The organism is Streptomyces sp. NPDC039465, from assembly GCF_055639315.1.
Map to the genome: position 1 here is coordinate 378353 of NZ_JBVKAP010000005.1, position 25114 is coordinate 403466.

At 71.0% G+C, this 25114-nt stretch carries 24 protein-coding genes and 1 pseudogene; 17 read left to right on the forward strand and 8 right to left on the reverse strand.

What is annotated here, in order from left to right; genetic code table 11:
- The first annotated feature begins 34 nt into the window (after positions 1-34).
- Both leuE and ACZ7LT_RS19690 read left to right on the forward strand, forming a co-directional pair.
- Entirely contained in the window at positions 35-688 is a 654-nt protein-coding gene (gene leuE, locus ACZ7LT_RS19685; protein ID WP_471237305.1) for a leucine efflux protein LeuE, read from the forward strand.
- Positions 689-725: 37 nt separating this feature from the next.
- Positions 726-1538: a MerR family transcriptional regulator gene (locus ACZ7LT_RS19690; protein ID WP_471237306.1), complete on the forward strand. Its 813-nt coding sequence runs from the start codon at positions 726-728 to the stop codon at positions 1536-1538.
- A 70-nt stretch (positions 1539-1608) separates the two neighbouring features.
- Here ACZ7LT_RS19690 and ACZ7LT_RS19695 read toward each other — a convergent pair whose 3' ends face one another.
- Together ACZ7LT_RS19695 and ACZ7LT_RS19700 are read right to left on the reverse strand one after the other, a co-directional pair.
- A complete protein-coding gene (locus tag ACZ7LT_RS19695; RefSeq protein ID WP_471237307.1) occupies positions 1609-2937 on the reverse strand; it encodes an alpha-2,8-polysialyltransferase family protein in 1329 nt (442 codons plus the stop codon).
- A 74-nt stretch (positions 2938-3011) separates the two neighbouring features.
- Positions 3012-3989 (reverse strand): glycosyltransferase family 2 protein, encoded by a 978-nt coding sequence (locus ACZ7LT_RS19700; protein ID WP_471237308.1) that lies wholly within the window; start codon positions 3987-3989, stop codon positions 3012-3014.
- Between the two features lie 208 nt (positions 3990-4197).
- On the opposite strand from ACZ7LT_RS19700, the gene ACZ7LT_RS19705 reads away from it, so the two are divergent.
- The 12 genes from ACZ7LT_RS19705 (at position 4198) to ACZ7LT_RS19760 (ending at position 17609) form a co-directional block, all read left to right on the forward strand.
- On the forward strand, positions 4198-5472 hold the full coding sequence (locus ACZ7LT_RS19705) for a DUF6716 putative glycosyltransferase (protein ID WP_471237309.1): 1275 nt from the start codon (positions 4198-4200) through the stop codon (positions 5470-5472).
- Complete coding sequence (locus ACZ7LT_RS19710) at positions 5472-6662, forward strand: cytidylyltransferase domain-containing protein (protein ID WP_471237310.1); 1191 nt, start codon at positions 5472-5474, stop codon at positions 6660-6662. The genes ACZ7LT_RS19705 and ACZ7LT_RS19710 overlap by 1 nt, the downstream gene beginning before the upstream one ends.
- A gap of 53 nt (positions 6663-6715) precedes the next feature.
- Positions 6716-7609 carry an N-acetylneuraminate synthase family protein gene (locus ACZ7LT_RS19715; RefSeq protein ID WP_471237311.1) on the forward strand — a complete coding sequence of 298 codons (894 nt, stop codon included), beginning with the start codon at positions 6716-6718 and terminating at the stop codon, positions 7607-7609.
- Positions 7606-8700 carry a hypothetical protein gene (locus ACZ7LT_RS19720; RefSeq protein ID WP_471237312.1) on the forward strand — a complete coding sequence of 365 codons (1095 nt, stop codon included), beginning with the start codon at positions 7606-7608 and terminating at the stop codon, positions 8698-8700. The genes ACZ7LT_RS19715 and ACZ7LT_RS19720 overlap by 4 nt, the downstream gene beginning before the upstream one ends.
- A 179-nt stretch (positions 8701-8879) precedes the next feature.
- Positions 8880-10103, forward strand: coding sequence for an amidohydrolase (locus tag ACZ7LT_RS19725; protein WP_471237470.1), 1224 nt, complete (start codon positions 8880-8882; stop codon positions 10101-10103).
- Between the two features lie 160 nt (positions 10104-10263).
- The gene (locus ACZ7LT_RS19730; protein ID WP_471237313.1) at positions 10264-11310 is read left to right on the forward strand and encodes a BMP family lipoprotein; all 1047 of its coding nucleotides are present in this window, start codon (positions 10264-10266) and stop codon (positions 11308-11310) included.
- Between the two features lie 190 nt (positions 11311-11500).
- Positions 11501-13063: an ABC transporter ATP-binding protein gene (locus ACZ7LT_RS19735; RefSeq protein WP_471237471.1), complete on the forward strand. Its 1563-nt coding sequence runs from the start codon at positions 11501-11503 to the stop codon at positions 13061-13063.
- Positions 13060-14178 carry an ABC transporter permease gene (locus ACZ7LT_RS19740; RefSeq protein WP_471237314.1) on the forward strand — a complete coding sequence of 373 codons (1119 nt, stop codon included), beginning with the start codon at positions 13060-13062 and terminating at the stop codon, positions 14176-14178. Before ACZ7LT_RS19735 ends, ACZ7LT_RS19740 begins: the two co-directional genes overlap by 4 nt.
- Positions 14175-15446 carry an ABC transporter permease gene (locus ACZ7LT_RS19745; protein ID WP_471237315.1) on the forward strand — a complete coding sequence of 424 codons (1272 nt, stop codon included), beginning with the start codon at positions 14175-14177 and terminating at the stop codon, positions 15444-15446. Before ACZ7LT_RS19740 ends, ACZ7LT_RS19745 begins: the two co-directional genes overlap by 4 nt.
- Positions 15443-15832 (forward strand): cytidine deaminase, encoded by a 390-nt coding sequence (locus ACZ7LT_RS19750; protein WP_471237316.1) that lies wholly within the window; start codon positions 15443-15445, stop codon positions 15830-15832. Before ACZ7LT_RS19745 ends, ACZ7LT_RS19750 begins: the two co-directional genes overlap by 4 nt.
- 103 nt (positions 15833-15935) lie before the next feature.
- Complete coding sequence (locus ACZ7LT_RS19755) at positions 15936-17213, forward strand: thymidine phosphorylase (RefSeq protein ID WP_471237317.1); 1278 nt, start codon at positions 15936-15938, stop codon at positions 17211-17213.
- Positions 17214-17312: 99 nt separating this feature from the next.
- On the forward strand, positions 17313-17609 hold the full coding sequence (locus ACZ7LT_RS19760; protein WP_471237318.1) for an STAS domain-containing protein: 297 nt from the start codon (positions 17313-17315) through the stop codon (positions 17607-17609).
- A 140-nt stretch (positions 17610-17749) separates the two neighbouring features.
- Here the strand turns inward: ACZ7LT_RS19760 and ACZ7LT_RS19765 are convergent.
- The 4 genes and pseudogenes from ACZ7LT_RS19765 to ACZ7LT_RS19780 form a co-directional block, all read right to left on the reverse strand.
- Positions 17750-17956 (reverse strand): annotated as a pseudogene (locus ACZ7LT_RS19765) (helix-turn-helix domain-containing protein); the annotation flags it as partial.
- Positions 17957-18060: 104 nt separating this feature from the next.
- Positions 18061-19041 carry a sigma-70 family RNA polymerase sigma factor gene (locus ACZ7LT_RS19770; RefSeq protein ID WP_471237319.1) on the reverse strand — a complete coding sequence of 327 codons (981 nt, stop codon included), beginning with the start codon at positions 19039-19041 and terminating at the stop codon, positions 18061-18063.
- Between the two features lie 79 nt (positions 19042-19120).
- Entirely contained in the window at positions 19121-19816 is a 696-nt protein-coding gene (locus ACZ7LT_RS19775) for a L,D-transpeptidase family protein (protein WP_471237320.1), read from the reverse strand.
- Between the two features lie 124 nt (positions 19817-19940).
- Positions 19941-21209 (reverse strand): MFS transporter, encoded by a 1269-nt coding sequence (locus tag ACZ7LT_RS19780; RefSeq protein WP_471237321.1) that lies wholly within the window; start codon positions 21207-21209, stop codon positions 19941-19943.
- A gap of 62 nt (positions 21210-21271) precedes the next feature.
- On the opposite strand from ACZ7LT_RS19780, the gene ACZ7LT_RS19785 reads away from it, so the two are divergent.
- Positions 21272-22225 (forward strand): LysR family transcriptional regulator, encoded by a 954-nt coding sequence (locus ACZ7LT_RS19785; protein WP_471237322.1) that lies wholly within the window; start codon positions 21272-21274, stop codon positions 22223-22225.
- A gap of 17 nt (positions 22226-22242) precedes the next feature.
- Here ACZ7LT_RS19785 and ACZ7LT_RS19790 read toward each other — a convergent pair whose 3' ends face one another.
- Positions 22243-23019 carry an alpha/beta hydrolase gene (locus ACZ7LT_RS19790; protein ID WP_471237323.1) on the reverse strand — a complete coding sequence of 259 codons (777 nt, stop codon included), beginning with the start codon at positions 23017-23019 and terminating at the stop codon, positions 22243-22245.
- Between the two features lie 115 nt (positions 23020-23134).
- On the opposite strand from ACZ7LT_RS19790, the gene ACZ7LT_RS19795 reads away from it, so the two are divergent.
- A complete protein-coding gene (locus ACZ7LT_RS19795) occupies positions 23135-24289 on the forward strand; it encodes an adenosine deaminase (protein WP_471237324.1) in 1155 nt (384 codons plus the stop codon).
- Positions 24290-24427: 138 nt separating this feature from the next.
- Complete coding sequence (locus ACZ7LT_RS19800) at positions 24428-24808, forward strand: ATP-binding protein (protein WP_471237325.1); 381 nt, start codon at positions 24428-24430, stop codon at positions 24806-24808.
- 75 nt (positions 24809-24883) lie between these two features.
- Here the strand turns inward: ACZ7LT_RS19800 and ACZ7LT_RS19805 are convergent, their stop codons facing one another.
- Positions 24884-25084 carry a PspC domain-containing protein gene (locus tag ACZ7LT_RS19805; RefSeq protein ID WP_471237326.1) on the reverse strand — a complete coding sequence of 67 codons (201 nt, stop codon included), beginning with the start codon at positions 25082-25084 and terminating at the stop codon, positions 24884-24886.
- Positions 25085-25114: the final 30 nt, after the last annotated feature.

The following is a 25114-nucleotide window of genomic DNA, read 5'->3' on the forward strand; positions in this document are numbered from 1 at the left end:
GCGCGCTGTCCGAGCCCTGTGCGAGACTCCGGCCATGCTGGGTGTCACCGATCTGCCGACGTATCTCGCGGGCCTCGTCCTCATCATTCTGCTGCCGGGGCCGAACTCCCTGTACGTACTGTCCGTCGCCGCCCGCAAGGGCACCCGGACCGGCTACAAGGCCGCCGCCGGGGTGTTCACCGGCGACACGGTCCTGATGACCCTGGCCGCGCTGGGCGCGGCCTCGCTGCTCCAGACGACCCCGCTGCTCTTCATGATCGTGAAGTACGCGGGCGCCGGCTATCTGACCTGGATGGCCGTCGGGATGCTGCGGGCGGCCTGGGCGATGTGGCGCCGGCGCGCGGAGCCCGCGAGCGAGCAGCCCGCGGAGACCGCCACCGGCGGGGTCGAACGCCCCTACCGGCGGGCGCTGATCATCAGCCTGCTCAACCCGAAGGCGATCCTCTTCCTGATCTCCTTCTTCGTGCAGTTCGTGGACCCCGGATACGCCTACCCCGCGCTCTCCTTCCTGCTGCTCGGCACGCTGCTCCAGCTCGGCAGCTTCCTCTACCTGACGACGCTGATCTTCGGCGGGACGCGGCTCGCGGCCGCGTTCCGCAGCCGCAAGCGGCTCTCGGCGGGGGCCACCACGGCCGCCGGCGCCCTCTTCCTCGGCTTCGCCGTCAAACTCTCGACGGCCGGTGCTTGACCCTCACACCGTGTGAGGCCGTGCAGTAGGAGTCGTCATGTTCACCATCGGAGACTTCGCCCGCCACGGCCGTGTGTCGGTCCGCATGCTGCGCCACTACGACGCGATCGGACTGCTGCGCCCGGCCCACAGCGACCCCCGCACCGGCTACCGCTTCTACGAGGCGGGGCAGCTCGCCCGGCTCAACCGCGTCATCGCCCTCAAGGACCTCGGCTTCACCTTGGAGCAGGTGAGGTCGATCCTCGACGAGGAGCTCGGCGTGGACGAGCTGCGCGGGATGCTGCGGCTGCGCCGCGCCGAGCTTGAGACGGCGATGGCGGCCGCGGCCGCCGGGCTCGCCCAGGTCGAGGCGAGGCTCCGTGCGATCGAGAGTGAGGGACACATGTCCGCTACCGACGTCGTGATCAAGAGCGTTCCGCCGGTACGGCTGGCCGAGCTGACCGGGCTCGCCGCCAGCTACGAGCCCGAGGACGTCGGGCCCGTGATCGGTCCGCTGTACGAGGAGCTGTGCCGCCGCCTGGAGGCCGCCGGGGTGACCCCGACCGGCAACGGGTTGGCGTACTACGAGGACGCCCCGGACGGTGGCATCACCGTCCACGCGGGTCTGCAGGTCGCCGAGGGCGCCGAGGGGGACTTCGACGTCGTCGTCCTGCCCGGCATCGAGCAGGCGGCGACCGTGGTCCACCGGGGGTCGATGGACGACGTCCTGCCGACCGCCCAGACCCTGGCGACCTGGATCGACACCAACGGCTACCGCTCGGCTGGATACGCCCGCGAACTCTGCCTGGAGTTCGCGGAGGACCCGGCCAAGTGGGTGACGGAGCTCCAGGAACCGGTGGTCCGCGCCTGACCTGAGGCACACCAGAGGGGCGCCCGGCCACGAGGTCGGGCGCCCCTCTTCACGCCAGGCCCCGACCCCTCTACCCCAGCGCCGCCTTCTTCAGCCGTCTCGCCCGGCGGGCCATCCTGCGGACCGCCGCGTGGCGCGGCACCGGCAGGCCGCCCGGCAGGCCGAGGACGGTCAGTCGGCGGCGGGTGAAGTAGCGCCAGGTGTGCGGGGTCGGACGCTCCGACAGATGGCGCTCGGCCACCCCGCGCAGATCCGCCCGGATCTGCGGCTGCATCGCGAAGCCGACCGCGGCGACGAGCCCCGCCACCCGCTCCTGCACCTGGGCCGCGGACGGTGGCGCCCAGTCGGTGACGGCGGCCGGGTCGTTGAGATCGGGCAGCAGGGCGTCCACGAGGGTGACCGGGACGCGGTTGCTGTTCTGGTACGGGGTGAGCCGGTCCAGCAGCATCCCCGTGCCGATCCGGGCCACCGGGATCCCGTAGAAGGTGCTCGCCGTCAGCAGGGCCGTCGAGAAGCAGCCGACGACCAGCGCGGGGCGCAGCTGACGGTAGAGGACCTCGGCGAGCACCGGCCGGTCCAGGACCGTCAGTTCGGCGCCCAGCGCCCGCGCCTCCCGCTCCAGCGTCTTCGACCAGGCCGCCGGGGCCGAGGGATGCGGCTTGAAGAGGAGGCGGCTGTGGCCGAGGACGACCGCGCCGCGCACCATCCGCAGGTGCAGATCCTCCTCCTCGGCGGGGGAGAGGATGCCGAGCGCCGAGAGGTACTGGCCGAGCAGCAGGACCGGGGCGTCCAGACCCCGTTCCTCCTCGTCCTGGGCCAGTTCGGCGACGACCTTCGTGAAGGCCTCGGTCGGCACGAGCCGGGGGACCGCCCCGAACTCGCCCAGCAGCAGCGGGGTCAGGCCCGGCACCAGATCCAGGTGGAGCACCCGCCGCACCCGCTCGCCGACCAGCGGGGCGAGCTTGTTGCGGGTGGGGCCGTAACTCATCAGACCGTCGGCATACACGTCGAGCGGCGCGTCCGGGAAGAGCTGGGCCACCGACAGGGCCGGGGCGACCTGGAGGGACTCCACCGCGAGCTCGACCCGGTCGTCGCCCAGGCCCCACAGCAGCCGCAGCTGCCGCTCCCACAGCGGGATGTCGTCCGGGCGCGGCGACCAGCCCGACGGATGGAGCGGCGCGATCGTGTCGTTCCACGAGACGACGGTGTCGAACCGGCCGCGCAGCCGCTGGAAGCCGGGCATCTCGTCGAGCGGGGTGGCGGTCTCGGGCACCGGGCCGTTGGTGCTGACCAGCAGCATCCGGCGGTCGGCGGGGGCGAAGCAGCCGCTGTCCAGCGCGGCGGCCAGGGTGACCGCGCCGTACAGCGTGGAGGCGAAGAAGATCTGCGTCGTCCTCATCCGTGGTGCCGCCTTTCCGTCCGTCTTTCCGTCCGTCCGCCGGCCGGTGATCATTTCCGTCCGGGGCCCCGCACTCATGCCGCGATCTCCGCCGAAACCGCTCTGCGCCGCACTTTCCGCAGCCTCGCCGCCCGCTCCGCGTCCATCGCGGCCAGCGCCTCCTTCAGCGCGTCCTGCGGCATCCGTTTCAACGCCGACGCACTCCACGACCGCAATTTCTTCGCCACCTGCGGCTCGTATCGGTCCATCATCCCGAGATGGTGGGCGATAATCGCACAGTACGTGCGCACAGCTTTCGGCATCAGCCGTTCGGAATCAGGATCCCGCGACGTTTCTTCGAGTACCTGGTCGAATGCCCGGATGAAATCGAGCTGACGTATGTCGCCAATCTGTGTGAGCGATGTGGAGATCCCTCGGCGATAGAAGATCCCGAGCGTGCCGACCGCCGCGAACGACTCCGCCTCGCGGTGCAGCCGCCAGATCCACGGCCGGTCCTCCGCCGTCCGCAGCCCGTCCGTGAAGTGCAGCAGCCCCCGCTCCAGGAGGCGCCGGTGGTACATCCCGGCCCAGGCGTAGGGGTAGTCCACCGAGGTCGTGCGGTGCGCCGGCAGTATCGCTTCCCGCGGGTCCAGCACCTCGCCGCGCCGCCCCACCGGGGCGCGATGGACCGTACGCGCCCTGCCCTTGCACCGCACATGGTCGGTACGGACGAAGTCGCAGCCGAGCCGGTCCATGGCGGCGACCAGCCGGTCGTAGTGGCCGGGGGCCAGCCAGTCGTCGCCGTCCAGGAAGGTGAGGTACTGCCCGCGGGCCGCGTCCAGCCCGGTGTTGCGGGCCGTGGCCAGGCCGCCGTTGCGCTCGTGTCTGATCAAGGCCGCGCGCGGGATTTCCCGTTCGGCGCGCCGCAGGAGTTCGGGTGTTCCATCCGTCGAACAATCGTCGACCAGCAGGAACTCGAAGTCGTCGCGGGCGTTGGCCCGCAGACTTCGCAGAGTGTCGGGGGCATATGTCTGCACGTTGTAGAACGGCACGACGACGGAGAGCTTGACCACCCGCGTGACGCTAGGCCGCCCCCCGGCATTCACCCTGACCGGAAAAGGGATGGTGGGTGAATACGGAGCGTCGAACCTGTTAACCCGTTTGTTCCGCGCGAACTCCAGGGCGAATCCCTGGCTTTTTCAGGGTGTGTAGTGATGCTGTTCATCCTTTGTTGTGGGCGAGTTGGGCCAGGAAGCGGAATGCCTTTCTAACGTCCTCGACGTGCCATCACGTACCAGCGAACACGCACGGATCGCCGTCCTCGCGGACTCCGACACCCGGTGGAAATGGGGCGCCCTCACCGCTCGCCGTATCGCCCCCGAGGAGTCGGAGGTGACCGGCTTCCTGCTGCGCGGCCGGGCCACCCCGACCACGCGTCAGCTCGCCGAGGTCGCGGCCGGTGTCGCGGCGCCGAGCGAGGTGACCGGGCGGGAGTTCCTGCACGCGGTACGGGACGGCGGATACGACGTCGTGGTCCTCGCCCTCGTCGGCGGCACCGTCCAGGCCATGCTCCAGGGCCTGGCCGCACAGCCCGTCGAGGGCCGGCCCGTGATCGTCACCGGCTATGTCGGCGTCGTCTACGAGAAGCTCGCCGACGGACTCCTCCTGCGGCACGGCGCGGACGTCGTCCTCGCCAACTCCCGCCACGACGCCGAGCGTTTCCGCGCGGTGTACGAAGGCGTGGGCGCCGACGCCTCCTCGGTCGTCGAGGCCGCGCTGCCCTTCCTCGGCGGCGACCCGTACGCCCCGAAGGCCGACCGGGACACCGTGGTCTTCGCCGCGCAGCCGTCCGTACCGGAATCCCGCGCCGACCGTACGTACCTGCTGCGCCGCCTCGTCGAGCACGCCCGGCTCCACCCGCACCGCGAGGTGCTCCTCAAACTCCGCTCCAGGCCAGGCGAGCACACCACGCATCTTGAGGAACTCCCCTACCAGCGGCTCGTCAAAGGCATCGCGGCCCCGCCCAACTTCCACCTCGTCTACGGGCACATGGGCGAGGTCCTCGACCGCACCGACCTGCTGGTCACCGTCTCCTCCACGGCCGCCCTGGAAGCCCTGCACCGCCGCATCCCCACCGCGATCCTCACCGACCTCGGGATCCGCGAGCCGCTCGGCAACCACCACTTCCTCGGCTCGGGACTGCTCACCTCCTGGGACCGGCTCGACGGCGGCCACCGCCCCGAGCCCGACCCCGACTGGCTCGCCCGCCAAGGCGTCGCCGCGGAAGGCTCGTACGCCACCGCCTTCGACGCGGCCCGCGCCCGCGTCGCCCAGCTGCGCGGCCAAGGCCAACTGCCGCCGCTCGCCCCGTACTACACACCCGCCACCGCCCCCGGCTATCTGCCCGGCATCCTTGCCCGCCACCGCCTCGACGCCGCCACGCCGGCCGCCCCCGCATCGGGCGTACGCCGCATGGTCCGGGACCTGGCACGCGGCGCGTACCGGCACGGCGTCCAGCGCGTGGCCCCCCTCATCCGCCGCCTGGGAGAACTCTGATGACGACCGTGCTCGCCGTGATCCCCGCGAGGGGCGGTTCCAAGGGTGTCCCCGCCAAGAACCTCGCCCCCGTCGGCGGCATCCCGCTCGTCGCCCGCGCCGTCCGCGCCTGCCGGGCCGCCCGCCTGGTCACCGACGTCGTCGTCACCACCGACGACCCGGCCATCGCCGCGGCCGCCCGCGCGGCCGGCGCCGAGGCCGTCCACCGCCCCGCCCAGCTCGCCACCGACACCTCCACCAGCGAGTCGGCCGTCCTGCACGCCATGGACGCCTTCGAGGCGCTGCACAAGCGCCCGGTCGACGTGGTCCTCCTCGTCCAGTGCACCAGCCCCTTCCTCACCCGCGAGGACGTGGACGGCGTCGCCGCCGAGGTCGCCGAGCACGGCGCCGACACCGCCGTCACCGTCGCCCCCTTCCACGGCTTCGTCTGGCGCCGGCCCGAGGACGGCGCCCACGGCGTCAACCACGACAAGGCCCACCGCCCCCGCCGCCAGGACCGCCCCCAGGACTTCCTGGAGACCGGCGCCGCCTACGCCATGGACGCCAAGGGCTTCCGCAGCCACGAGCACCGCTTCTTCGGCCGCACCGCCCTGGTCGCCACCGACCCGGCGCGCGCCTTGGAGATCGACGACCCGCACGACCTGGAGCGCGCCCGCGCCCTCGCCCCGCTCCTCGACGGGCCCGCGCACACCGCGACGCCGACCCGCGAGGACATCGACGCGGTCGTCCTCGACTTCGACGGCACCCAGACCGACGACCGCGTCCTCATCGACTCCGACGGCCGCGAGTTGGTCTCCGTACACCGCGGCGACGGTCTCGGGATCGCCGCACTGCGCCGCGCGGGACTGCACCTGCTCATCCTCTCCACCGAGCGCAACCCCGTCGTCGTCGCCCGCGCCCGCAAGCTGCACATCCCCGTCCTGCACGGCATCGACCGCAAGGACCTCGCCCTGAAGCACTGGTGCGAGGAGTACGGCGTCGACCCGCAGCGGGTGCTCTACGCCGGCAACGACGTCAACGACCTGCCGTGCTTCTCCCTGGTCGGCTGGCCCGTCGCGGTCGCGAGCGCCCATGACGCCGTACGGGCCGCGGCCCGGGTCGTCACCGTCACCCCCGGCGGCGCCGGCGCCATCCGCGAGATCGCCGGCTGGCTCCTCGGACCCACCCTCAGCACCTCCTCCGCCCCCTGACCCCCCACACCCCCACCCCCCTGTAGTCCACACCCCGTAAGGAACCCGGATCCATGACCTCCCGTCTGCGCACCCTCGGCTCCTCAACCGCGGGCCCCGGCCGCCCCGTCTACATCACCGGCGAGATCGGCATCAACCACAACGGCGACCTCGGCAACGCCTTCGCCCTGATCGACGCCGCCGCCGACGCCGGCTGCGACGCGGTGAAGTTCCAGAAGCGCACCCCGGAGATCTGCACCCCCCGCGACCAGTGGGACATCGAGCGCGACACCCCCTGGGGCCGGATGACCTACATCGACTACCGCCACCGCGTCGAGTTCGGCGAGGAGGAGTACCTCAAGATCGACGAGCACTGCCGCAAGCGCGGCATCGACTGGTTCGCCTCCCCCTGGGACACCGAAGCCGTCGCCTTCCTGGAGAAGTTCGACGTCCCCGCCCACAAGGTCGCCTCCGCCTCCCTGACCGACGACGAGCTGCTGCGCGCCCTGCGCGCCACCGGCCGCACGGTCATCCTCTCCACCGGCATGTCGACCCCGCGCCAGATCCGGCACGCCGTCGAGGTCCTCGGCAGCGACAACATCCTGCTCTGCCACGCCACTTCGACCTATCCGGCCAAGGCCGAGGAGCTCAACCTGCGGGTGATCAACACCCTCAAGGAGGAGTACCCGAACGTCCCGATCGGCTACTCCGGCCACGAGACCGGACTGCAGACCACCCTCGCCGCCGTCGCCCTCGGCGCCTGCTTCGTCGAGCGCCACATCACCCTCGACCGCGCCATGTGGGGCTCCGACCAGGCCGCCTCCGTCGAGCCCGGCGGCCTTACCCGCCTCGTCCGCGACATCCGCACCATCGAGACCGCCCTCGGCGACGGCATCAAGAAGGTGTACGACTCCGAGCTCGGCCCGATGAAGAAGCTCCGCCGGGTCCAGGGCCTCGTGGCGGCATGACCGGCCAGCTGGCGTTCGTCGAGAGCCCCGTCCAGCTCCTGAACGTCCTGGAATGGGCCCACACCTCGACACTCCCCGCCATCCCGGCCCAGCGCACCCCCTCGTCCCCCGGCCGGGACATCACCGTCGTGGTCCTTCCCCCCACCGACCCGATGTCCCGGGGCCAGCTCCGCCGCATGGCCGAGCTGGCCCGGGCCGAGGGCGTGACGGTGCGCTGGCAGGAAGCCCGCGGCGGCACCGGCGCCGTCCTGCGCACCCTGCGCGCGCTCGTCCCCGAGCTGAACCGGGCCGAACGGATCGTCATCGGCGACCCCTTCTCCCGCTACGTCCAGCTCCTGCTGACCCTCGTCCGTACGACCCGGATCACCGTCGTCGACGACGGCACCGCCACCATGGAATTCGCCGGCCAGCTCGCCCGCCGCGAACGGCTCGTACGCTGGCACCGGCGCGGCAGCCGCGGCCCCCGCGAGCTCGCCCTCGCCCCCGTCGGCGCCCTCGCCCGCCGCCGCCTCACCCCCGGCCGCCGCCGCACCGTCGAGATCTTCACGGCCCTCCCCGTCGAGCCGCCCCCCGGCACCACCGTCACCCGCAACGGCTTCCGCTGGACCCGCGCCCGCTTCGGACCACCCCGCCTCACCCGCGGCGCGGACCTCGTCGGCACCTCACTCGTCGAGACCGGCGTCGTCGACCCCGACCGGTACGCCGACGCCGTCGCCGCCCTCGCCAAGGCGCACGGCGCGACCCGCTACTTCGCCCACCGCCGCGAAGGCGTGGAGAAACTCCACCGGATCGCCGTCGACACCGGACTGGAGATCGTCCGCCCCGAACTCCCCCTGGAACTGATCGCCCGGCGCGGCCCGGTCGGCCACACCGTGCTCAGCTTCCCCTCCACCGTCGTCCACACCCTCCCGCTCGCCCTGGAAGGCACCGGCGTACGGATCGCGGTCTGCGAAATCGCCCCCGAATGGCTACGCCACACCGCCTCCCCCCGCGCACGCGGCTTCCTGGAAGGAGTCACCGGCACCGCGGCACAAGATGTACACCGCCTGGCGGCCAAGGAGGTCGTGGGTGCCCCGAGGCGGACGGGGTAGGCGCACAGAGGGACGCCGCGCTGTCCAGGGCAAGATGCCGAAGTCGGGGCAGCGTACCCACCCAGCGAGAAAGTCATGCGTCCCGCGACCGCTTTTCTTCCCCTATCGGGCTGAACTTTTGTTGATCGACGGACAGTTGGCCCCCGACCCGCCGTACCCTTCAACAGGTGAACCAGTTGATGTCCCGCGAGCCCGACGCCGGCCTGCCCGGCGACACACCCCTGACCGGCACCCTGACCGAACCCCTGCTCACCGAGCTGATCGACTTCCGCCGGGACCTGCACATGCACCCCGAGCTCGGCAACCAGGAGTTCCGTACGACCGCCGCGATCAAGGCCCGACTGGAGGCCGCGGGGCTCGCCCCGCGGATTCTGGCCACGGGTACGGGGCTCATGTGTGACATCGGCACCTGGGACCGGGAGCGGCCCATGCTGGCGCTGCGCGCGGACATCGACGCCCTGCCCATCCCGGACACCAAGACGGACGCCCCGTACCGCTCGACCATGCCGGACCGCGCCCACGCCTGCGGGCACGACATCCACACCACCACCGTCCTCGGCGCCGGACTCGTCCTCGCCGACCTGCACGGCAAGGGGCTGCTCCGGCACCCCGTGCGGCTGATCTTCCAGCCCGCCGAGGAGGTCCTGCCCGGTGGCGCGCCCGACGCCATCGAGTCGGGTGTCCTCGACGGGGTCGGCCGGATCATCGCCGTCCACTGCGACCCGCGGGTCGACGCCGGGCGGATCGGGCTGCGGCCCGGCGCCATCACCTCCGCCTGCGACCGGCTCGAAGTCACCCTCGACGGCCCCGGCGGCCACAGCGCCCGCCCGCACCTGACCACCGACCTCGTCACCGCCGCCGCCAAGGTCGCCACCGAGGTCCCCGCCCTGCTGTCGCGCCGGGTCGATACCCGCGCCGGCCTCGCCGTGACCTGGGGCCGGATCGAGGCCGGCCACGCGTGCAACGTGATCCCCCAGCACGCCGAGCTCTCCGGCACCGTCCGCTGCCTGGACCTCGCGGCCTGGCACGAGGCCCCGGACCTGGTGCACGCCGCCATCGACGAGATCGCCAACCTCCACAAGGCCAAGTCGCAGATCAACTACATCCGGGGCGTCCCGCCCGTCGTCAACGACCCGGCCGTCACCGAGCTGCTGCGCGACGCCATGGCCGCCCGGCGCGGGCCGCACACCATCGAGGACACCGAGCAGAGCCTCGGCGGCGAGGACTTCTCCTGGTATCTGGAGCACGTGCCCGGCGCCATGGCCCGGCTCGGCGTGCGCAGGCCGGGCGACACGGCCCGGCGGGACCTCCATTGCGGTGATTTCGACGCCGACGAGCGCGCCATCAAGGTGGGCGTCGAGCTCTTCACGGCGGCGGCGCTGATCGACAGCGACCAACGGTGAACGATTGGTAATCAGCCACGACACATTTCTGACACCTGCCGTTCGCGACGATCCGATAACAGCTTCCGTACGGGGCTTTATCTGACATCTACGCGCGTTACGATCCACGCGAAACCAGCGCCGGAAGAGGCGCTTCGGTCAGGTTTGAAGGAGCCTCCCCTTGCGCCGGATCACCAGGATCACGACCGTGGGCATCGCCTCCGCGGCGCTTGCCCTCACTGCTACCGCCTGTGGCGGAAAGACCTCCTCGGATGCCGGGTCCGACGGCCAGGCCAAGGCGGCCATCGCGTACGACATCGGCGGCCGTGGCGACCAGTCGTTCAACGACGCCGCCTACGCCGGCCTGAAGAAGGCCGAGGACGAGCTCGGCATCAAGGGGGCCGAGGCCGAGCCGTCCGAGGGCGAGGGTGACGCGGACAAGGTCCAGCGCCTCACCGAGCTGGCCCGCGCCGGCAACAACCCGGTCATCGGCGTCGGCTTCGCCTACGCGCCGGCCATCGAGAAGGTCGCCAAGAAGTACCCCAAGACCACCTTCGGCCTGATCGACGACACCTCGAAGACCGGCCCGAACATCGCCAACCTCGTCTTCAACGAGGAGCAGGGCTCCTACCTGGCCGGCGTCGCCGCCGCCAAGGCGTCCAAGAGCGGCACGGTCGGCTTCATCGGCGGTGTCGAGGTTCCGCTGATCAAGAAGTTCGAGGCGGGCTTCAAGCAGGGCGTCACCGACACCAACCCCAAGGCGAAGGTGCTCACCCAGTACCTGACCCAGCCGCCGAACTTCGACGGCTTCGCCAAGCCGGACCTCGGCAAGGCCGCCGCGCAGGGCATGCTCGACAAGAACGCCGACGTGATCTACGCCGCCGCGGGCCTCGCCGGCTCCGGCGCGATCGAGGCCACCGCCACCGCCGGCAAGTGGGCCATCGGCGTGGACTCCGACCAGTACAACCAGAAGGGTCTGGCCAAGTACAAGGCCAAGATCCTGACCTCGGTCACCAAGGACGTCTCGGACTCCGTCTTCAACCTGATCGAGTCGGTCAAGAAGGGCAAGCCGCAGTCCGGTGAGGTCCGCTACGGCCTCGACAAGGACGGCGTCGGCCTGGCCAACTCCAACCCGGAGTACCAGAAGATGACCGACCTGATCGCCGCCGTCGAGAAGGCCAAGGCCGAGATCGTCGCCGGCAAGATCAAGGTCAAGACCGCTCCGTAAGGACACGCAGGTCACGACCTGAGCCCGCGGGCCCGGCCACGGTGGCACTCCACCGCAGCCGGGCCCCGGCCCCATTCCGCACCCGCTTTTCACATTCCGGCAGCGCTACGCGTGTAGACGTTCCTCCGGCACGATAACTTCGCCCCGCCCTGCCCCCGCTCCCACTCCTTTCGGCCAAGGAGAGTGCGTCATCAACGCGTCCAGCAGCCCCCCCGCCGTAGAACTCCACGGCATCACCAAGCGATTCCCCGGCGTCGTGGCCAACCACGACATCAACCTCACCGTGCGCAAGGGCACCGTTCACGCCCTCTGCGGTGAGAACGGAGCCGGCAAGTCGACCCTGATGAAGATCCTCTACGGCATGCAGAAGCCGGACGAGGGCACCATCACCGTCGACGGCACCCAGGTCTCCTTCGCCACCCCCGGCGACGCCATCGAGCGCGGCATCGGCATGGTGCACCAGCACTTCATGCTCGCCGACAACCTCACCGTCCTGGAGAACGTCGTTCTCGGCGGCGAGAAGCTCCACGGCATCGGCGCCAAGGCCCGTAAGAAGATCCTTGAGATCTCCGATGCGTACGGTCTCGGGGTACGCCCCGACGCGCTCGTCGAGGACCTCGGCGTCGCAGACCGCCAGCGTGTGGAGATCCTCAAGGTTCTCTACCGAGGCGCCAAGATCCTCATCCTCGACGAGCCCACCGCGGTGCTCGTCCCGCAGGAGGTCGACGCGCTCTTCGACAACCTGCGCGAGCTCAAGGCCGAGGGCCTCACCGTCATCTTCATCTCGCACAAGCTGGGTGAGGTGCTGTCCGTCGCCGACGACATCACCGTCATCCGGCGGGGTACGACGGTCGGCACCGCCGACCCGAAGACCACCACGCCCAGGCAGCTCGCCGAGCTGATGGTCGGCAGCGAGCTGCCCTCGCCCGAGACCCGCGAGTCGACGGTCACCGACGTGCCGATGCTCAAGGTCGAGAACCTGCGGCTGACCGCCACCGACCCCGACGGAGTCGTCCGCGAGGTCCTCGCCGGCATCAACTTCACCATCCACAAGGGCGAGGTCCTGGGCATCGCCGGTGTCGAGGGCAACGGTCAGACCGAGCTCATCGACGCGCTGATGGGCCTGCGCGACCCCGACGGCGGTGTCATCACCCTCGACACCGACGACATCTCGCACGCCTCCACCCGCAAGCGGCGTGAGGACGGTGTCGGCTACATCCCCGAGGACCGGCACCGCCAGGGCCTGCTCCTGGAGTCCCCGCTCTGGGAGAACCGGATCCTCGGCCACGTCACCGAGCGGCCCAACTCCCGCCGCGGCGTCCTCGACCTCAAGGCCGCCCGCAAGGACACCGAGCGGATCGTGCGCGAGTACGACGTCCGCACCCCCGGCATCGAGGTCACCGCGGCCTCCCTCTCCGGCGGCAACCAGCAGAAGCTGATCGTCGGCCGCGAGATGAGCCACGCCCCCAAGCTGCTGATCGCCGCCCACCCGACGCGCGGCGTCGACGTCGGCGCGCAGGCGCAGATCTGGGACCGGATCCGCGAGGCACGCCGCGAGGGCCTGGCGGTCCTGCTGATCTCCGCCGACCTCGACGAGCTGATCGGCCTGTCCGACACCCTGCGGGTGATGTTCCGCGGCCGGCTCGTCGCCGACGCGGACCCCGCCACGATCACTCCGGAGGAGCTGGGCTCGGCCATGACCGGCGCCGCCACCGGTCACCTCGAGCACCCGGAAGACGGTGACGCCCGATGAAGAAATTCGACAAGGACCGGCTGATTCTGGGCCTGGCCGGCCCGGTGGTCGCGCTGGTCGTGGCCATCGCGCTCACCACCGTGGTGCTGCTCGTCTCGGGAACCAACCCGATCGAGCCGTACCGCATCATGTTCGAGCAGGTCAGTTACACCGACGTCCAGGTGCTGATCGTCAACCAGGCCGGTATCTACTACCTGGCGGCGCTCGCGGTGGCCATCGGCTTCCGGATGAACCTCTTCAACATCGGTGTCGACGGCCAGTACCGCCTCGCGGCCATGCTGTCGGCGCTCGTCGGTGCCTCGATCGAGCTGCCGGGCCCGCTGCACATCCTGCTCATCGTGCTCGTCGCCATGCTGGTCGGTGCGTTCTGGGCCGGTATCGCGGGCATCCTGAAGACCACCCGCGGCGTCAGCGAGGTCGTCTCGACGATCATGCTCAACGCGATCGCGACCGCGCTCGTGGCCTATCTGATCCTGCCGAAGAACTTCGGTGAGCAGCCGGAGGGCTCCAACAACCTCACCACCGGCGAGATCGCCGAGTCGGGCTGGTTCCCGGGCCTGTCGATGGGCGAGGGCGCCGGGGAGATCTACGGCTTCACCTTCGTCGCCATCGGCCTCGGTGTCCTCTACTGGTTCGTCCTCAACCGCACCCGCTTCGGCTTCGACCTGCGCGCCACCGGCGCCAGCGAGTCCGCGGCCCAGGCCAGCGGTGTCGACGCCAAGAAGATGATCCTCACCTCGATGCTGATCTCGGGCGCGGTCGCCGGTCTCGCCGGCATGCCGACGCTGCTCGGCGAGACCCACACGTACAGCCTGGACTTTCCGGCCGGCGTGGGCTTCACCGGAATCACCATCGCCCTGCTCGGCCGCAACAGCCCGATCGGCATCGCCTTCAGCGCGCTGCTGATCGCCTTCCTGGACAAGTCCTCGGCCTCCCTCGACCAGCACGGCTACGAGAAGGAGATCGCCACGATCATGCAGGGCCTGATCGTGATCTCCGTCGTCGTGTCGTACGAACTCGTCCGCCGCTACGGGCTCCGCCGCCAGCAGCAGAAGGTCGGCGAGGAGCTGGCCGCCGGCGGCGCCATCAAGACCGACAAGGAGGTTGCGGCATGAGCGAGAGCACGAGCACGGTCTCGGTGACCAGCGCCGCGCCCAAGAAGGGCGGCGGCCGCCGCAAGCTCACCCTGCCCTGGATCCTGCTGATCATCGCGGGCGGCCTCGCCCTGGTCTCGCTGGTCCGGGTGATCAGCGGCGCCGACGACCTCACCTCCGTCGGCCAGGTCTCCGGCGCCCTCGAACTCGCCGTGCCGATCGGCCTCGCCGGTCTGGGCGGTCTGTGGGCCGAGCGCGCGGGCGTGGTCAACATCGGTCTCGAAGGCATGATGATCCTCGGCACCTGGTTCGGTGCCTGGGCGGGCTTCCAGTGGGGTCCGTGGACCGGTGTCGTCTTCGGCATCATCGGCGGCGCGCTCGGCGGTCTGCTGCACGCGATCGTCACCGTCACCTTCGGCGTGAACCACATCGTCTCCGGTGTGGCGATCAACATCCTCGCCGTCGGTGCCACCCGCTACCTGTCGAACTTCACCTTCGCCGACGCCGAGGGCGGTTCCTCCAAGCAGTCCCCGCGCATCGACGCAATCACCGAGATCACCATCCCGGGCCTGTCCGAATGGCTCGCCGATCTCCAGAGCAAGCACTGGTTCCTGATCTCCGACATCGCCGGGGTCCTCGGCGGTCTGGTCACCGGCCTCTCGCTGCTGACCGTGGTCGCGCTGCTGCTCATCCCGGGCACCTGGTGGGTGCTGTGGCGTACGGCCTTCGGCCTGAGGCTGCGCTCCTGCGGTGAGAACCCGGTCGCGGCGGAGTCGCTGGGCGTCAACGTCTACAAGTACAAGTACATCGCCGTCACCGTCTCTGGTGCGCTGGCCGGTCTCGGTGGCGCGTTCCTCGCCATCGTCGCCACCGGTATCTACCAGGAGGGCCAGACCGGCGGCCGCGGCTACATCGGTCTCGCCGCGATGATCTTCGGTAACTGGATGCCGGGCGGCATGGCGCTGGGTGCCGGGCTCTTCGGCTTCACCGACAGCCTCAAGCTGCGCGGTGGCGCGGAGAACGTGCACGCGATGCTGCTGCTGATCGCGATCCTGCTGACGCTGGTCGTCCTGTGGCAGCTCTACAAGAAGAAGTACTTCGCCGCGGCGATCTCCGCGGTCGTGGCCGCGGGTCTGTACCTCTGGTACGCCTTCACCGACCAGGTCCCGAGTCAGTTCGTGGACGCGGCCCCGTACGTCACCACGCTCCTGGTCCTCGCCCTGTCGGCGCAGCGGCTGAGGATGCCGAAGGCGGACGGTCTGCCGTATCGGAAGGGCCAAGGCAAATGACGGACGCTGGCTGGGGGGCCCTGCGGGAGGCCGCGCGGGACGCCATGTCCCGGGCGTACGCGCCGTACTCGGGCTACCCGGTCGGCGCCGCCGCCCGGGTCGACGACGGCAGGACGGTCACCGGCTGCAACGTCGAGAACGCCTCGTACGGCATCGGGCTGTGCGCCGAGTGCGGTCTCGTCTCGCAGCTCCAGCTCACCGGCGGCGGCCGGCTGACCCACTTCACCTGCGCGGACGGCCGGGGCGAGATCCTCGTGCCGTGCGGGCGGTGCCGGCAGCTGCTGTACGAGTTCGGCGGCCCGGAACTCCTCGTGGACACCCCCAAGGGGATCCTGCCGCTGGCGGAGATGCTGCCGCAGGCCTTCGGTCCGGATCACCTCAGGTAGTAACCCGGCGGCCCTTCCGCTCCGTTGGAAGGGCCGCCGGTCCTTTTCTCCTCTATGCGCGTAGAGTCGCGCACGCACGTACTTCATTGCCGGAAGGAATGCCATGGACGCCATTTCCGTGATCCGTACCAAGCGGGACCGGGGCGAGCTGAGCCCCCAGCAGATCGACTGGGTCATCGACGCCTACACGCGCGGCGAGGTCGCCGACTACCAGATGGCCGCCCTCAACATGGCGATCCTCCTGAACGGCATGAACCGCACCGAGATCGCCCGCTGGACCGCGGCGATGATCGCCTCCGGCGAGCGGATGAACTTCGACTCGCTCTCCCGCCCGACCTCCGACAAGCACTCCACCGGCGGCGTCGGCGACAAGATCACCCTTCCGCTGGCCCCGCTCGTCGCCGCGTGCGGCGCGGCCGTGCCGCAGCTGTCCGGCCGCGGCCTCGGCCACACCGGCGGCACGCTGGACAAGCTGGAGTCCATCCCCGGCTGGCGCGCGCTGCTCTCCAACGAGGAGATGCTGCACGTGCTCGACACCACCGGCGCGGTGATCTGCGCGGCGGGCGACGGCCTGGCCCCGGCGGACAAGAAGCTGTACGCGCTGCGCGACGTCACCGGCACCGTCGAGGCGATCCCGCTGATCGCCTCGTCCATCATGTCGAAGAAGATCGCCGAGGGCACCGGCTCGCTCGTCCTGGACGTCAAGGTCGGCACCGGCGCCTTCATGAAGACCATCGAGGACGCCCGTGAGCTGGCTTCCACCATGGTCGCGCTCGGCACCGACAGCGGCGTGAAGACGGTGGCCCTGCTCACCGACATGTCCACCCCGCTCGGCCTCACCGCGGGCAACGCCCTTGAGGTCCGCGAGTCGGTCGAGGTGCTGGCCGGCGGCGGCCCCGCCGACGTCGTCGAGCTGACGGTCGCGCTCGCCCACGAAATGCTGGAGGCGGCCGGCATCAAGGACGCCGACCCGGCCAAGGCGCTCGCCGACGGCTCCGCGATGGACGTCTGGCGCCGGATGATCGCGGCCCAGGGCGGCGACCCGGACGCGGCCCTCCCGGTCGCCCGCGAGCAGCACGTCGTCACCGCCCCCGCCTCGGGCGTCCTCACCCGCCTCGACGCCTACGACGTCGGCATCGCCGCCTGGCGCCTGGGCGCCGGCCGCGCCCGCAAGGAGGACCCGGTCCAGGCGGGCGCGGGCGTCGAGCTCCACGCCAAGCCGGGCGACACGGTCACCGCGGGTCAGCCGCTGCTGACCCTGCACACGGACACCCCGGAGAAGTTCGACTACGCCCTGAAGTCCCTGGAGGGCGCCTACGACGTCGCCCCGGCGGGCACGGCGTTCACCCCGAACCCGATCGTCCTGGACCGCATCGCCTGACGGCGTACGCCCTCGGCTCCCGGGTGAACGGGACCGGTGGACCCGCCCCGGTCCCGTTCACCCGCGATGAGTTCCGGCCCTCGCGCGGGTCTCCCGTATGTGGAAGCCACACAACCGATCGTTCTCCAGCTCTCCGGCCGGATCACCCACGCCGATGTGCCCGCACTCTGCGCCGACCTCGCCGCCCGGCTCTCCGGACGTGATCCGACCGAGGTGGTGTGCGAGGTCGGCGGGCTCACGCACGCCGACCTCGCCGCCGTCGACGCCCTGGCCAGGCTCCGCCTGACCGCCCAGCGCCTCGGCCACACCCTGCGGCTGCGCGGCGCCGACGGGCGTCTCAGGCTGATCCTCGGGCTCGTCGGACTGGAGGAGCTGCTGCTCCAGGACCCGCCCTAGGTGTATTGACCCGGAGCGTTGTTGACGCGGCTGATGGGCGGGTGTCCGTCCAGTGCGGTGTGGCAGCGGTGGTGGTTGTAGGTGTGGAGGAAGTCTGCCAGGGCCTCGGTCCGCTCGGTGTTGCTGGTGAGGACATCGGACGTGCGGTGCGGTGTCGTGCGTGGCCGGCTGGAGCGATCGACGAGCCCGGCCTCGCCTTCGGCCTTCCACCGTCGCATGCACTTGTGGGCGGTGGCCCGTGAGATGCCCATTTCGGCCGCGACGTGCGCGACCGGACGGCCAGAGCGGACACGTTCGACCAGGATCCGTCTCCCGTGAACGGGCAGCCGGGCATTACGGTGGGACACGAAGACCTCCGTGTGTGGTGTGGAGCCTAGACACCTCCACCACACCGGAGGTCTTCGCCATGATCAAGACCCGCGACTGTCAACAACGCTCGTGATCAATACACCTAGCCCTCCAGACGGTCCGGCAGCTCGAAGAGCGGGAACCAGCGCTGGGTGTCCAGGAAGCAGTGCATGCCGGTGATCGCGCCCTCCCGGATGTCGATGACCTGAAGCGCCCACGGCACGAAACCCGGTCCCTCCGGGTCCGGCTTGTAGTGCGCGAACGCCGGCGTGCCGTTGGCCACGGTCGCCACCAGCCTGGACCCCGCGCAGCTCGCGCCGAAGGTGACCATGAAGCCGGTGATGTCGTCGTGCCCCTGGAGCCACAGGTCGAACGGCGGCATCGTCATCACCGCGTCCTCGTGCAGCAGCGCGGTCAGGGCCGCCATGTCGTACCCCTCGAAGGCGGTCACGTACCGCTCCAGGAGCCGCCGCTGCTCCTCGTCGAGCGGGTCCGCGGTGTCGGGCACCTGGCCCTCCGTCTCGGCCAGCGTCGCCCGCGCCCGCTGGAGGGCGCTGTTCACGGAGGCGACCGTGGTGCCGAGGAGCTCGGCGACCTCGGCCGCCTTCCAGGCCAGTACCTCGCGCAGGATCAGCACCGCCCGCTGCTTGGGCGGCAGGTGCTGGAGCGCCGCGACGAACGCGAGCCGGACCGACTCGCGGGCCACCGCCGTCTCCGCCGGGTCGGCCACCGTGGGCAGCACCCGCCCGTCCGGGACCGGCTCCAGCCAGGTGTTCTCCGGCAGCGGGTTGAGGGCCGCCTGCGCCAGCGGGGAGGGGCCGCTCAGATCGACCGGGCGGGCCCGCTTGTTTCCCGCGTTCAGCGCGTCCAGGCAGACGTTGGTGGCGATGCGGTACAGCCACGAGCGCAGGCTGGAGCGCCCCTCGAACTTCTCGTGGCTTCGCCAGGCCCGGACCATCGTGTCCTGCACCGCGTCCTCCGCCTCGAAGGCGGAGCCGAGCATGCGGTAGCAGTAACCGGTCAGCTCGGTGCGGTACTTCTCCAGCTGGGACTCAAGGTCCGCGGACGTTGCCAGATCACTCATGGGTCACCCCTGTCGCCCCTCACCGGCGGCCGCTCGGCACCGGTGAGGGGAAATTACCGCAGGGGACTGACAACGGCGCTCAGGTGCCGGGCTTGCGCCCGTAGACGTACACGTCGTCGCCGTTGCGCAGCAGGTTCCAGTACGCCTTCGCGTCCGCCGCGCGCATGTTCACACAGCCGCCGGAACCCGGCGGGTTCCACATCGACTTGGTGGTGGAGTGGAAGGCCTGCCCGCCGTCGAAGAACTGCGCGTACGGCATGCGTACGTTGTAGATGGTCGACCAGTGGTTGATGTTGCGCCAGTAGATCTTCTTGGAGCCGATGCGGGTCTCGGTGCCGTCCTTGCCCGTACGCACCGGCACCGGGCCGTACGTCAGCCGGGCCCCGTCCTGGACCCAGCTGAGCTGCCGGGTCAGGTCCACGCAGGCGATCCGGCCGCGGTTGGTGGGACACGCCCGCGCCTTGTTGGGGTTCGAGCCGGCCGCCCGCTGGGCCAGCATCGTGTTCATGGTCTGCCAGGTCAGCGGCCCGGCGTAGCCCATGGTCGGGGTGATGCCGTGGGTCCGTTGGAAGGACTGGATGGCCCGGCAGTCGGCGGCCGACTGCCGCCCGTCGACCGTCCGGCCGAGGAACTTCTCCACCTGCTTCTGGTACGGCCCCGTCGACAGGTTGCACGAAGCGGCCTGCGCGGGTGCGGCGCCGAGGGCCACGGTCAGCGGTACGACCAGACCGGCGAGGCCGAGCGCGACACCCGCCCGGCGGCGTATCACGTTCATGATGATCAACTCCCCTGTGCACGGCGAGCGTTGACGCTCTGAGCGTGGGACGCGCACAGGGGGTGGATGGTTGTAGCCGAGGCGGGATTTACGCCGGAATTCCCCCCGGCCACCCGGCCCCGCATCAGCGGGCGGCGGTCACCGGCATCAGCCGGCGCTCGCGCACCCGCGCGGCGTGCGTTCCGTACAGCGTCAGCGAGACGACGCCGACCACCGCGACCAGCCCGAGGGCGACCGTGCCGCCCCAGCCGCCCGTGTGGAAGGCGACCGCGCCGAGCGTGCCGCCCACACTGCTGCCCAGGTAGTACGCGGACTGGTAGAGCGCCGACGCCTGCGCGCGCCCCGAGGTAGCCGTCCGGCTCACCGCGGACGAGGCGACCGCGTGCCCGGCGAAGAAGCCCGCCGTGATCAGGACCAGGCCCAGCAGTACGGCCCCCAGCGCGTCGCTCAGCGACAGCAGCAGACCTCCCGCGGTGGTGCCCACGGCCAGGTAGAGGGCTCCGCGCCGGCCCATCCGGCCCACCAGCCGCCCGGCCGCGGCCGAGGAGACCGTACCGACCAGATAGACCAGGAAGATCGAACCGACCACGCCCTGCGGCAGGTTGAACGGTGCCTCGACCAGGCGGTAGCCGATCACGGTGTACACCGCGCCGAACACCGTCATGAACAGCGCGCCGATCGCGTACAGCCGCAGCAGCAGCGGATCGGCCAGATGCGTCCGCACCGTCCGCACCAGCGCCATCGGGTTCAGCGAGCCCCGGGCGAAGTGCCGGGCCCGCGGCAGCATCAGCCGGAACACCACCGCGCACACCAGCGCCATCACACCCACCGCGCCGAGCGCGGCACGCCACCCCCACAGCTGGGCCACCCAGCCCGTGACGATCCGCCCGCTCATCCCGCCGATGGAGTTGCCCGCCACGAACAGCCCGATCGCGGCGATCAGCGCCTTGGGACGCACCTCCTCGGCGAGGTACGCCATCGCGGAGGCCGGCAGACCCGCCAGCGCCGCGCCCTGCACCGCGCGCAGCGCCACCAGCCACTCAAGGCTCGGCGCGAACGGGACCAGCAGACCGACGGCGACCGCGACCGCGAGCGAGGCGGTCATCAGCGTGCGCCGCCCGAACCGCTCGGACAGCGCGCTCAGAGGCAGCACACACAGGGCCAGGGCGCCGGTCGCGGCGGAGACCGTCCAGGACGCCGCCGACGCGCTCGCGCCGAACTCGGCCGAGACGGCGGGCAGCAGGGCCTGCGTGGAGTAGAGAAGGGCGAAGGTGGCGACCCCCGCGGCGAAGAGCGCGAAGCTCATCCGGCGGTAGCCGGGGCGGCCGGGGGAAAGACGGAGGTCGGCGCCCACGGTCGTGCCGGTGGACGCCTGGGTACTGGCAGCAGGCATACGTCGACCGTAGGCACCGCATTCTGATGCGTCCAATGCATGGAACGGCTTTAATCGTTCCCATGGCGCATGAGTACAGGTCACAGGAGTGGCTGTCACCGAACAGTAACGAAGAAGACATGAGGCTGCTGCTCGCGCCTCGCCTCGCCTACTTCGCCGGAGTCGCCCGGCACGAGCATGTCACCCGGGCCGCGCAGGAGATGGGCGTGCCGCAGTCGACCCTCTCGCGCGCCATGGTCCGCCTGGAGGAGGACCTCGGGGTCAGCCTCTTCGCCCGCAAGGGCCGCACGCTTGCTCTCACCCCGGCTGGCCGGACCTTCCTCACCTCCGTGGAACGCGCCCTCGCCGAGGTCGAGCGGGCCGCCGACTCCGTACGGGCCGACGCCGACCCGGCGGCCGGCAAGGTCGCCTTCGGCTTCCTGCACACCATGGGCTCCGAGACCGTCCCGGGCCTCATCCGCGCCTTCCGGGTCGACCATCCCCGGATCCGCTTCACGCTCGTACAGAACTACGGCGAGGCCATGATCGAACGGCTGCGCGCCGGCGACCTCGACCTCTGCCTGACCTCCCCGGTGCCCGACGCCCCCGACCTGGTCGCCCGCCGCCTCGACGAACAGCGCCTGCGCCTGGTCGTCCCGGACGACCACCGCCTCGCCACCCGCAAGCGGGTCCGCCTCGCCGAGGCCGCCGACGAAGCCTTCGTCACCCTGGAACCCGGCTACGGCCTGCGCCGCATCACCGACGACCTCTGCGCCGAAGCGGGCTTCACCCCGCGGGTGGCCTTCGAGGGCGAGGAGGCGGAGACCCTGCGCGGCCTGGTCGCGGCCGGCCTCGGCGTGGCCCTCCTGCCCCCGCCCGCCGTCCCCCGCCCCGGCGTCGTCGAGCTGACGGTCACGGCCCCCCGCGCGGTCCGCGAGATCGGCGTCGCCTGGCTCGACGGCCACCCCGACACCCCGCCGGTGGCCGCCTTCAAGAAGTTCCTGCTCTCCAAGCGCGGCACGCTGCTCCCGGACTGAGGCCGGCCGAGCGGACCCTACGGCCGCAGCGCCCGCCCGAAGCCCGCCGCCAGCGGCATGCGCAGACCCAGCGGGGGCGGCGCCGCGAAGGCGTCCGCCACCGGGCGGGCGAAGGGCCGGCCGAAGAGGGCGCCCAGGACGAAGTCGGCGGCCAGGGCGAGGACCTCCGTGTGGTGCTGGCGCAAGGCGTGGCCGTCCGAGTGGACCTCGAAGCGGCACGTGTCGCGATTGGCCTTCTTCGCCCGCTCGGCGAGGCGGAACGACAGCTCGGGGTCGGTCCGCGCGTCGTTCGTGCCGTGCACGACCAGCACGCGCCGCCCCACCAGCTGCCGCACCGGTTCGGGCTCCGCCGCCACGTCGTCCTCCGGCAGCCAAGGCGCCATCGCGAGCACCGAGTTGACTGCGGTGTGCCCGGCCGCCCGCAGCGCCGCCCGCGCCCCCATCCCGTGCCCCGCCAGACAGAGCGGCACGTCGCCGTAGCGCCGTACCACCTCCGACGCCGCCCAGGACGCGTCCGCCGCGAGCTGGGCGTCCGCGCCGTTCCAGCCGCGTCCCCGGTAGCGCACCACATGCGCCACCAGCCCCTCCGCGGCCCCCGCCCGCGCCAGCGAACGGGCCAGCGGCAGCGCCGCCGCGTGGGCCAGCGGCGAGGCCCGCCGCGCCGAGGCCGTCTCGCCGTCCGGGAGCACCAGCACCACCCCGCCGACCGCGTCGGCCTGGGAGCCCGCCCGTACGGCCCTTCCCAGCCGGGGCGTTCGCGTCCCGGCCGTCCCCACGAGTGCGTAGTGCGCCATGGCAGAACAGTCTCAGAAGCGCAGGTGTACGCCACCCGTCCGCCTGGTCACTGTTGCGTATCGACAAGTTGCGCCACAGGGGGCGCTCTACGCGCGTAGGGGCTAGAGTGCCGAAATGACGAGCCAGACCCTCAACATCCCCACCGCGGACCAGATCCGCCGCGCCCCGAAGGTGCTGCTCCACGACCACCTCGACGGCGGACTGCGCCCCGGCACCATCATCGAGATCGCCCGGCAGACGGGCTACGACGGCCTGCCCGAGACCGAGCCCGACAAGCTCGGCGTCTGGTTCCGCGAGGCCGCCGACTCCGGATCGCTCGAGCGCTACCTGGAGACCTTCGCGCACACCTGCGCCGTCATGCAGACCCGCGAGGCCCTCGTCCGCGTCGCCGCCGAATGCGCCGAGGACCTCGCCGAGGACGGTGTCGTCTACGCCGAGGTGCGCTACGCCCCCGAACAGCATCTGGAGCGGGGTCTCACCCTCGAAGAGGTCGTCGAAGCCGTCAACGAAGGCTTCCGCGAGGGCGAACGCCGCGCCAGGGAGAGCGGCCACCGCATCCGCGTCGGCGCCCTCCTCACCGCCATGCGGCACGCCGCCCGCGCCCTGGAGATCGCCGAACTCGCCAACCGCTACCGCGACTTCGGCGTCGTCGGCTTCGACATCGCCGGCGCCGAGGCGGGCTTCCCGCCCACCCGCCACCTCGACGCCTTCGAGTACCTCAAGCGCGAGAACAACCACTTCACGATCCACGCCGGCGAGGCCTTCGGCCTGCCCTCCATCTGGCAGGCGCTCCAGTGGTGCGGCGCCGACCGCCTCGGCCACGGCGTCCGCATCATCGACGACATCGAGGTCGCCGACGACGGCACGATCACTCTCGGCCGGCTCGCCGCGTACGTACGCGACAAGCGCATCCCGCTGGAGATGTGCCCCACCTCCAACCTGCAGACCGGCGCCGCCGACTCCTACGCCGAGCACCCCATCGGCCTGCTGCGCCGGCTGCACTTCCGGGCCACCGTCAACACCGACAACCGGCTGATGAGCGGCACCAGCATGAGCCGCGAGTTCGAGCTGCTGACCGAGACGTTCGGCTACACACTCGACGACATGCAGTGGTTCACAGTCAATGCGATGAAATCAGCGTTCATTCCTTTCGACGAACGCCTCGCCATGATCAATGACGTGATCAAGCCGGGTTACGCCGAGCTGAAATCCGAATGGCTGTTCCGGCAGACCGCTGCGACCAGCGCTTCCACCACCGACCTGGGCTGATCTGGCGGAGGAGAAAACAAATGAGGCGGCCGGAAGACACGACTCCCGGCCGCCTCAGGGTGTTTGCGGGGCGGCCACGGGCTGACTAGCTTGCTGAGCCGCTCATCATTCCCCGAATTCCCCCAAGGACGAATCTCGATGAAGCAGTCTGCCGCCAAGACGCTCGGTGTCGCCGCCCTCGGTGCCGCCTTCGCCGCCACCGCCGCCGGCACGGCCAACGCCGCGTCCCTGCCCGACGTCACCTCCACGCTGGGCGGTGTGACCCAGAACCTGCCCGTCGGGGGCGAGATTCTCGAGAAGCTGCCCGCGGGCGCTCCCGACTCCCTGCTCGCCGGCAAGGGCGCCCTCGACAGCGGCGCCCAGGCTCTCCCGGGGGCGGTCGGCCAGCTCGCCGAGTCGGCGCCGCAGACCCTCGCCAACAGCCCGGTCAAGCAGCTGATCGGCGGCCTGCCGATCAACGGCCTGGTCTCCAACGGTCTCAACGGTCTCCCGCTCGGCGGTCTCCCGCTCGGCGGCTGACCGGCCACAAGCCGGCCACCGGGGCACACGTCACACCGGACGTGTGCCCCTCCGGCTGCCCGCGGCCACCGGGCGTCACCAGGCGGCCGAGGCGCTCTTCTCCGCGGGCAGCAGCAGCCACAGCGCCAGGTAGAGCACGAACTGCGGGCCGGGCAGCAGACAGGACACCAGGAAGATCACCCGCATCGTCGTCGCGGAGGTGCCGAAACGCCGGGCCAGCGCTGCGCACACTCCGCCGATCATTCGTCCCTCGCGAGGGCGGACAAGTGCGGCCATGGTGGGCTCCTTCTACGAGTGTCCGGGAGC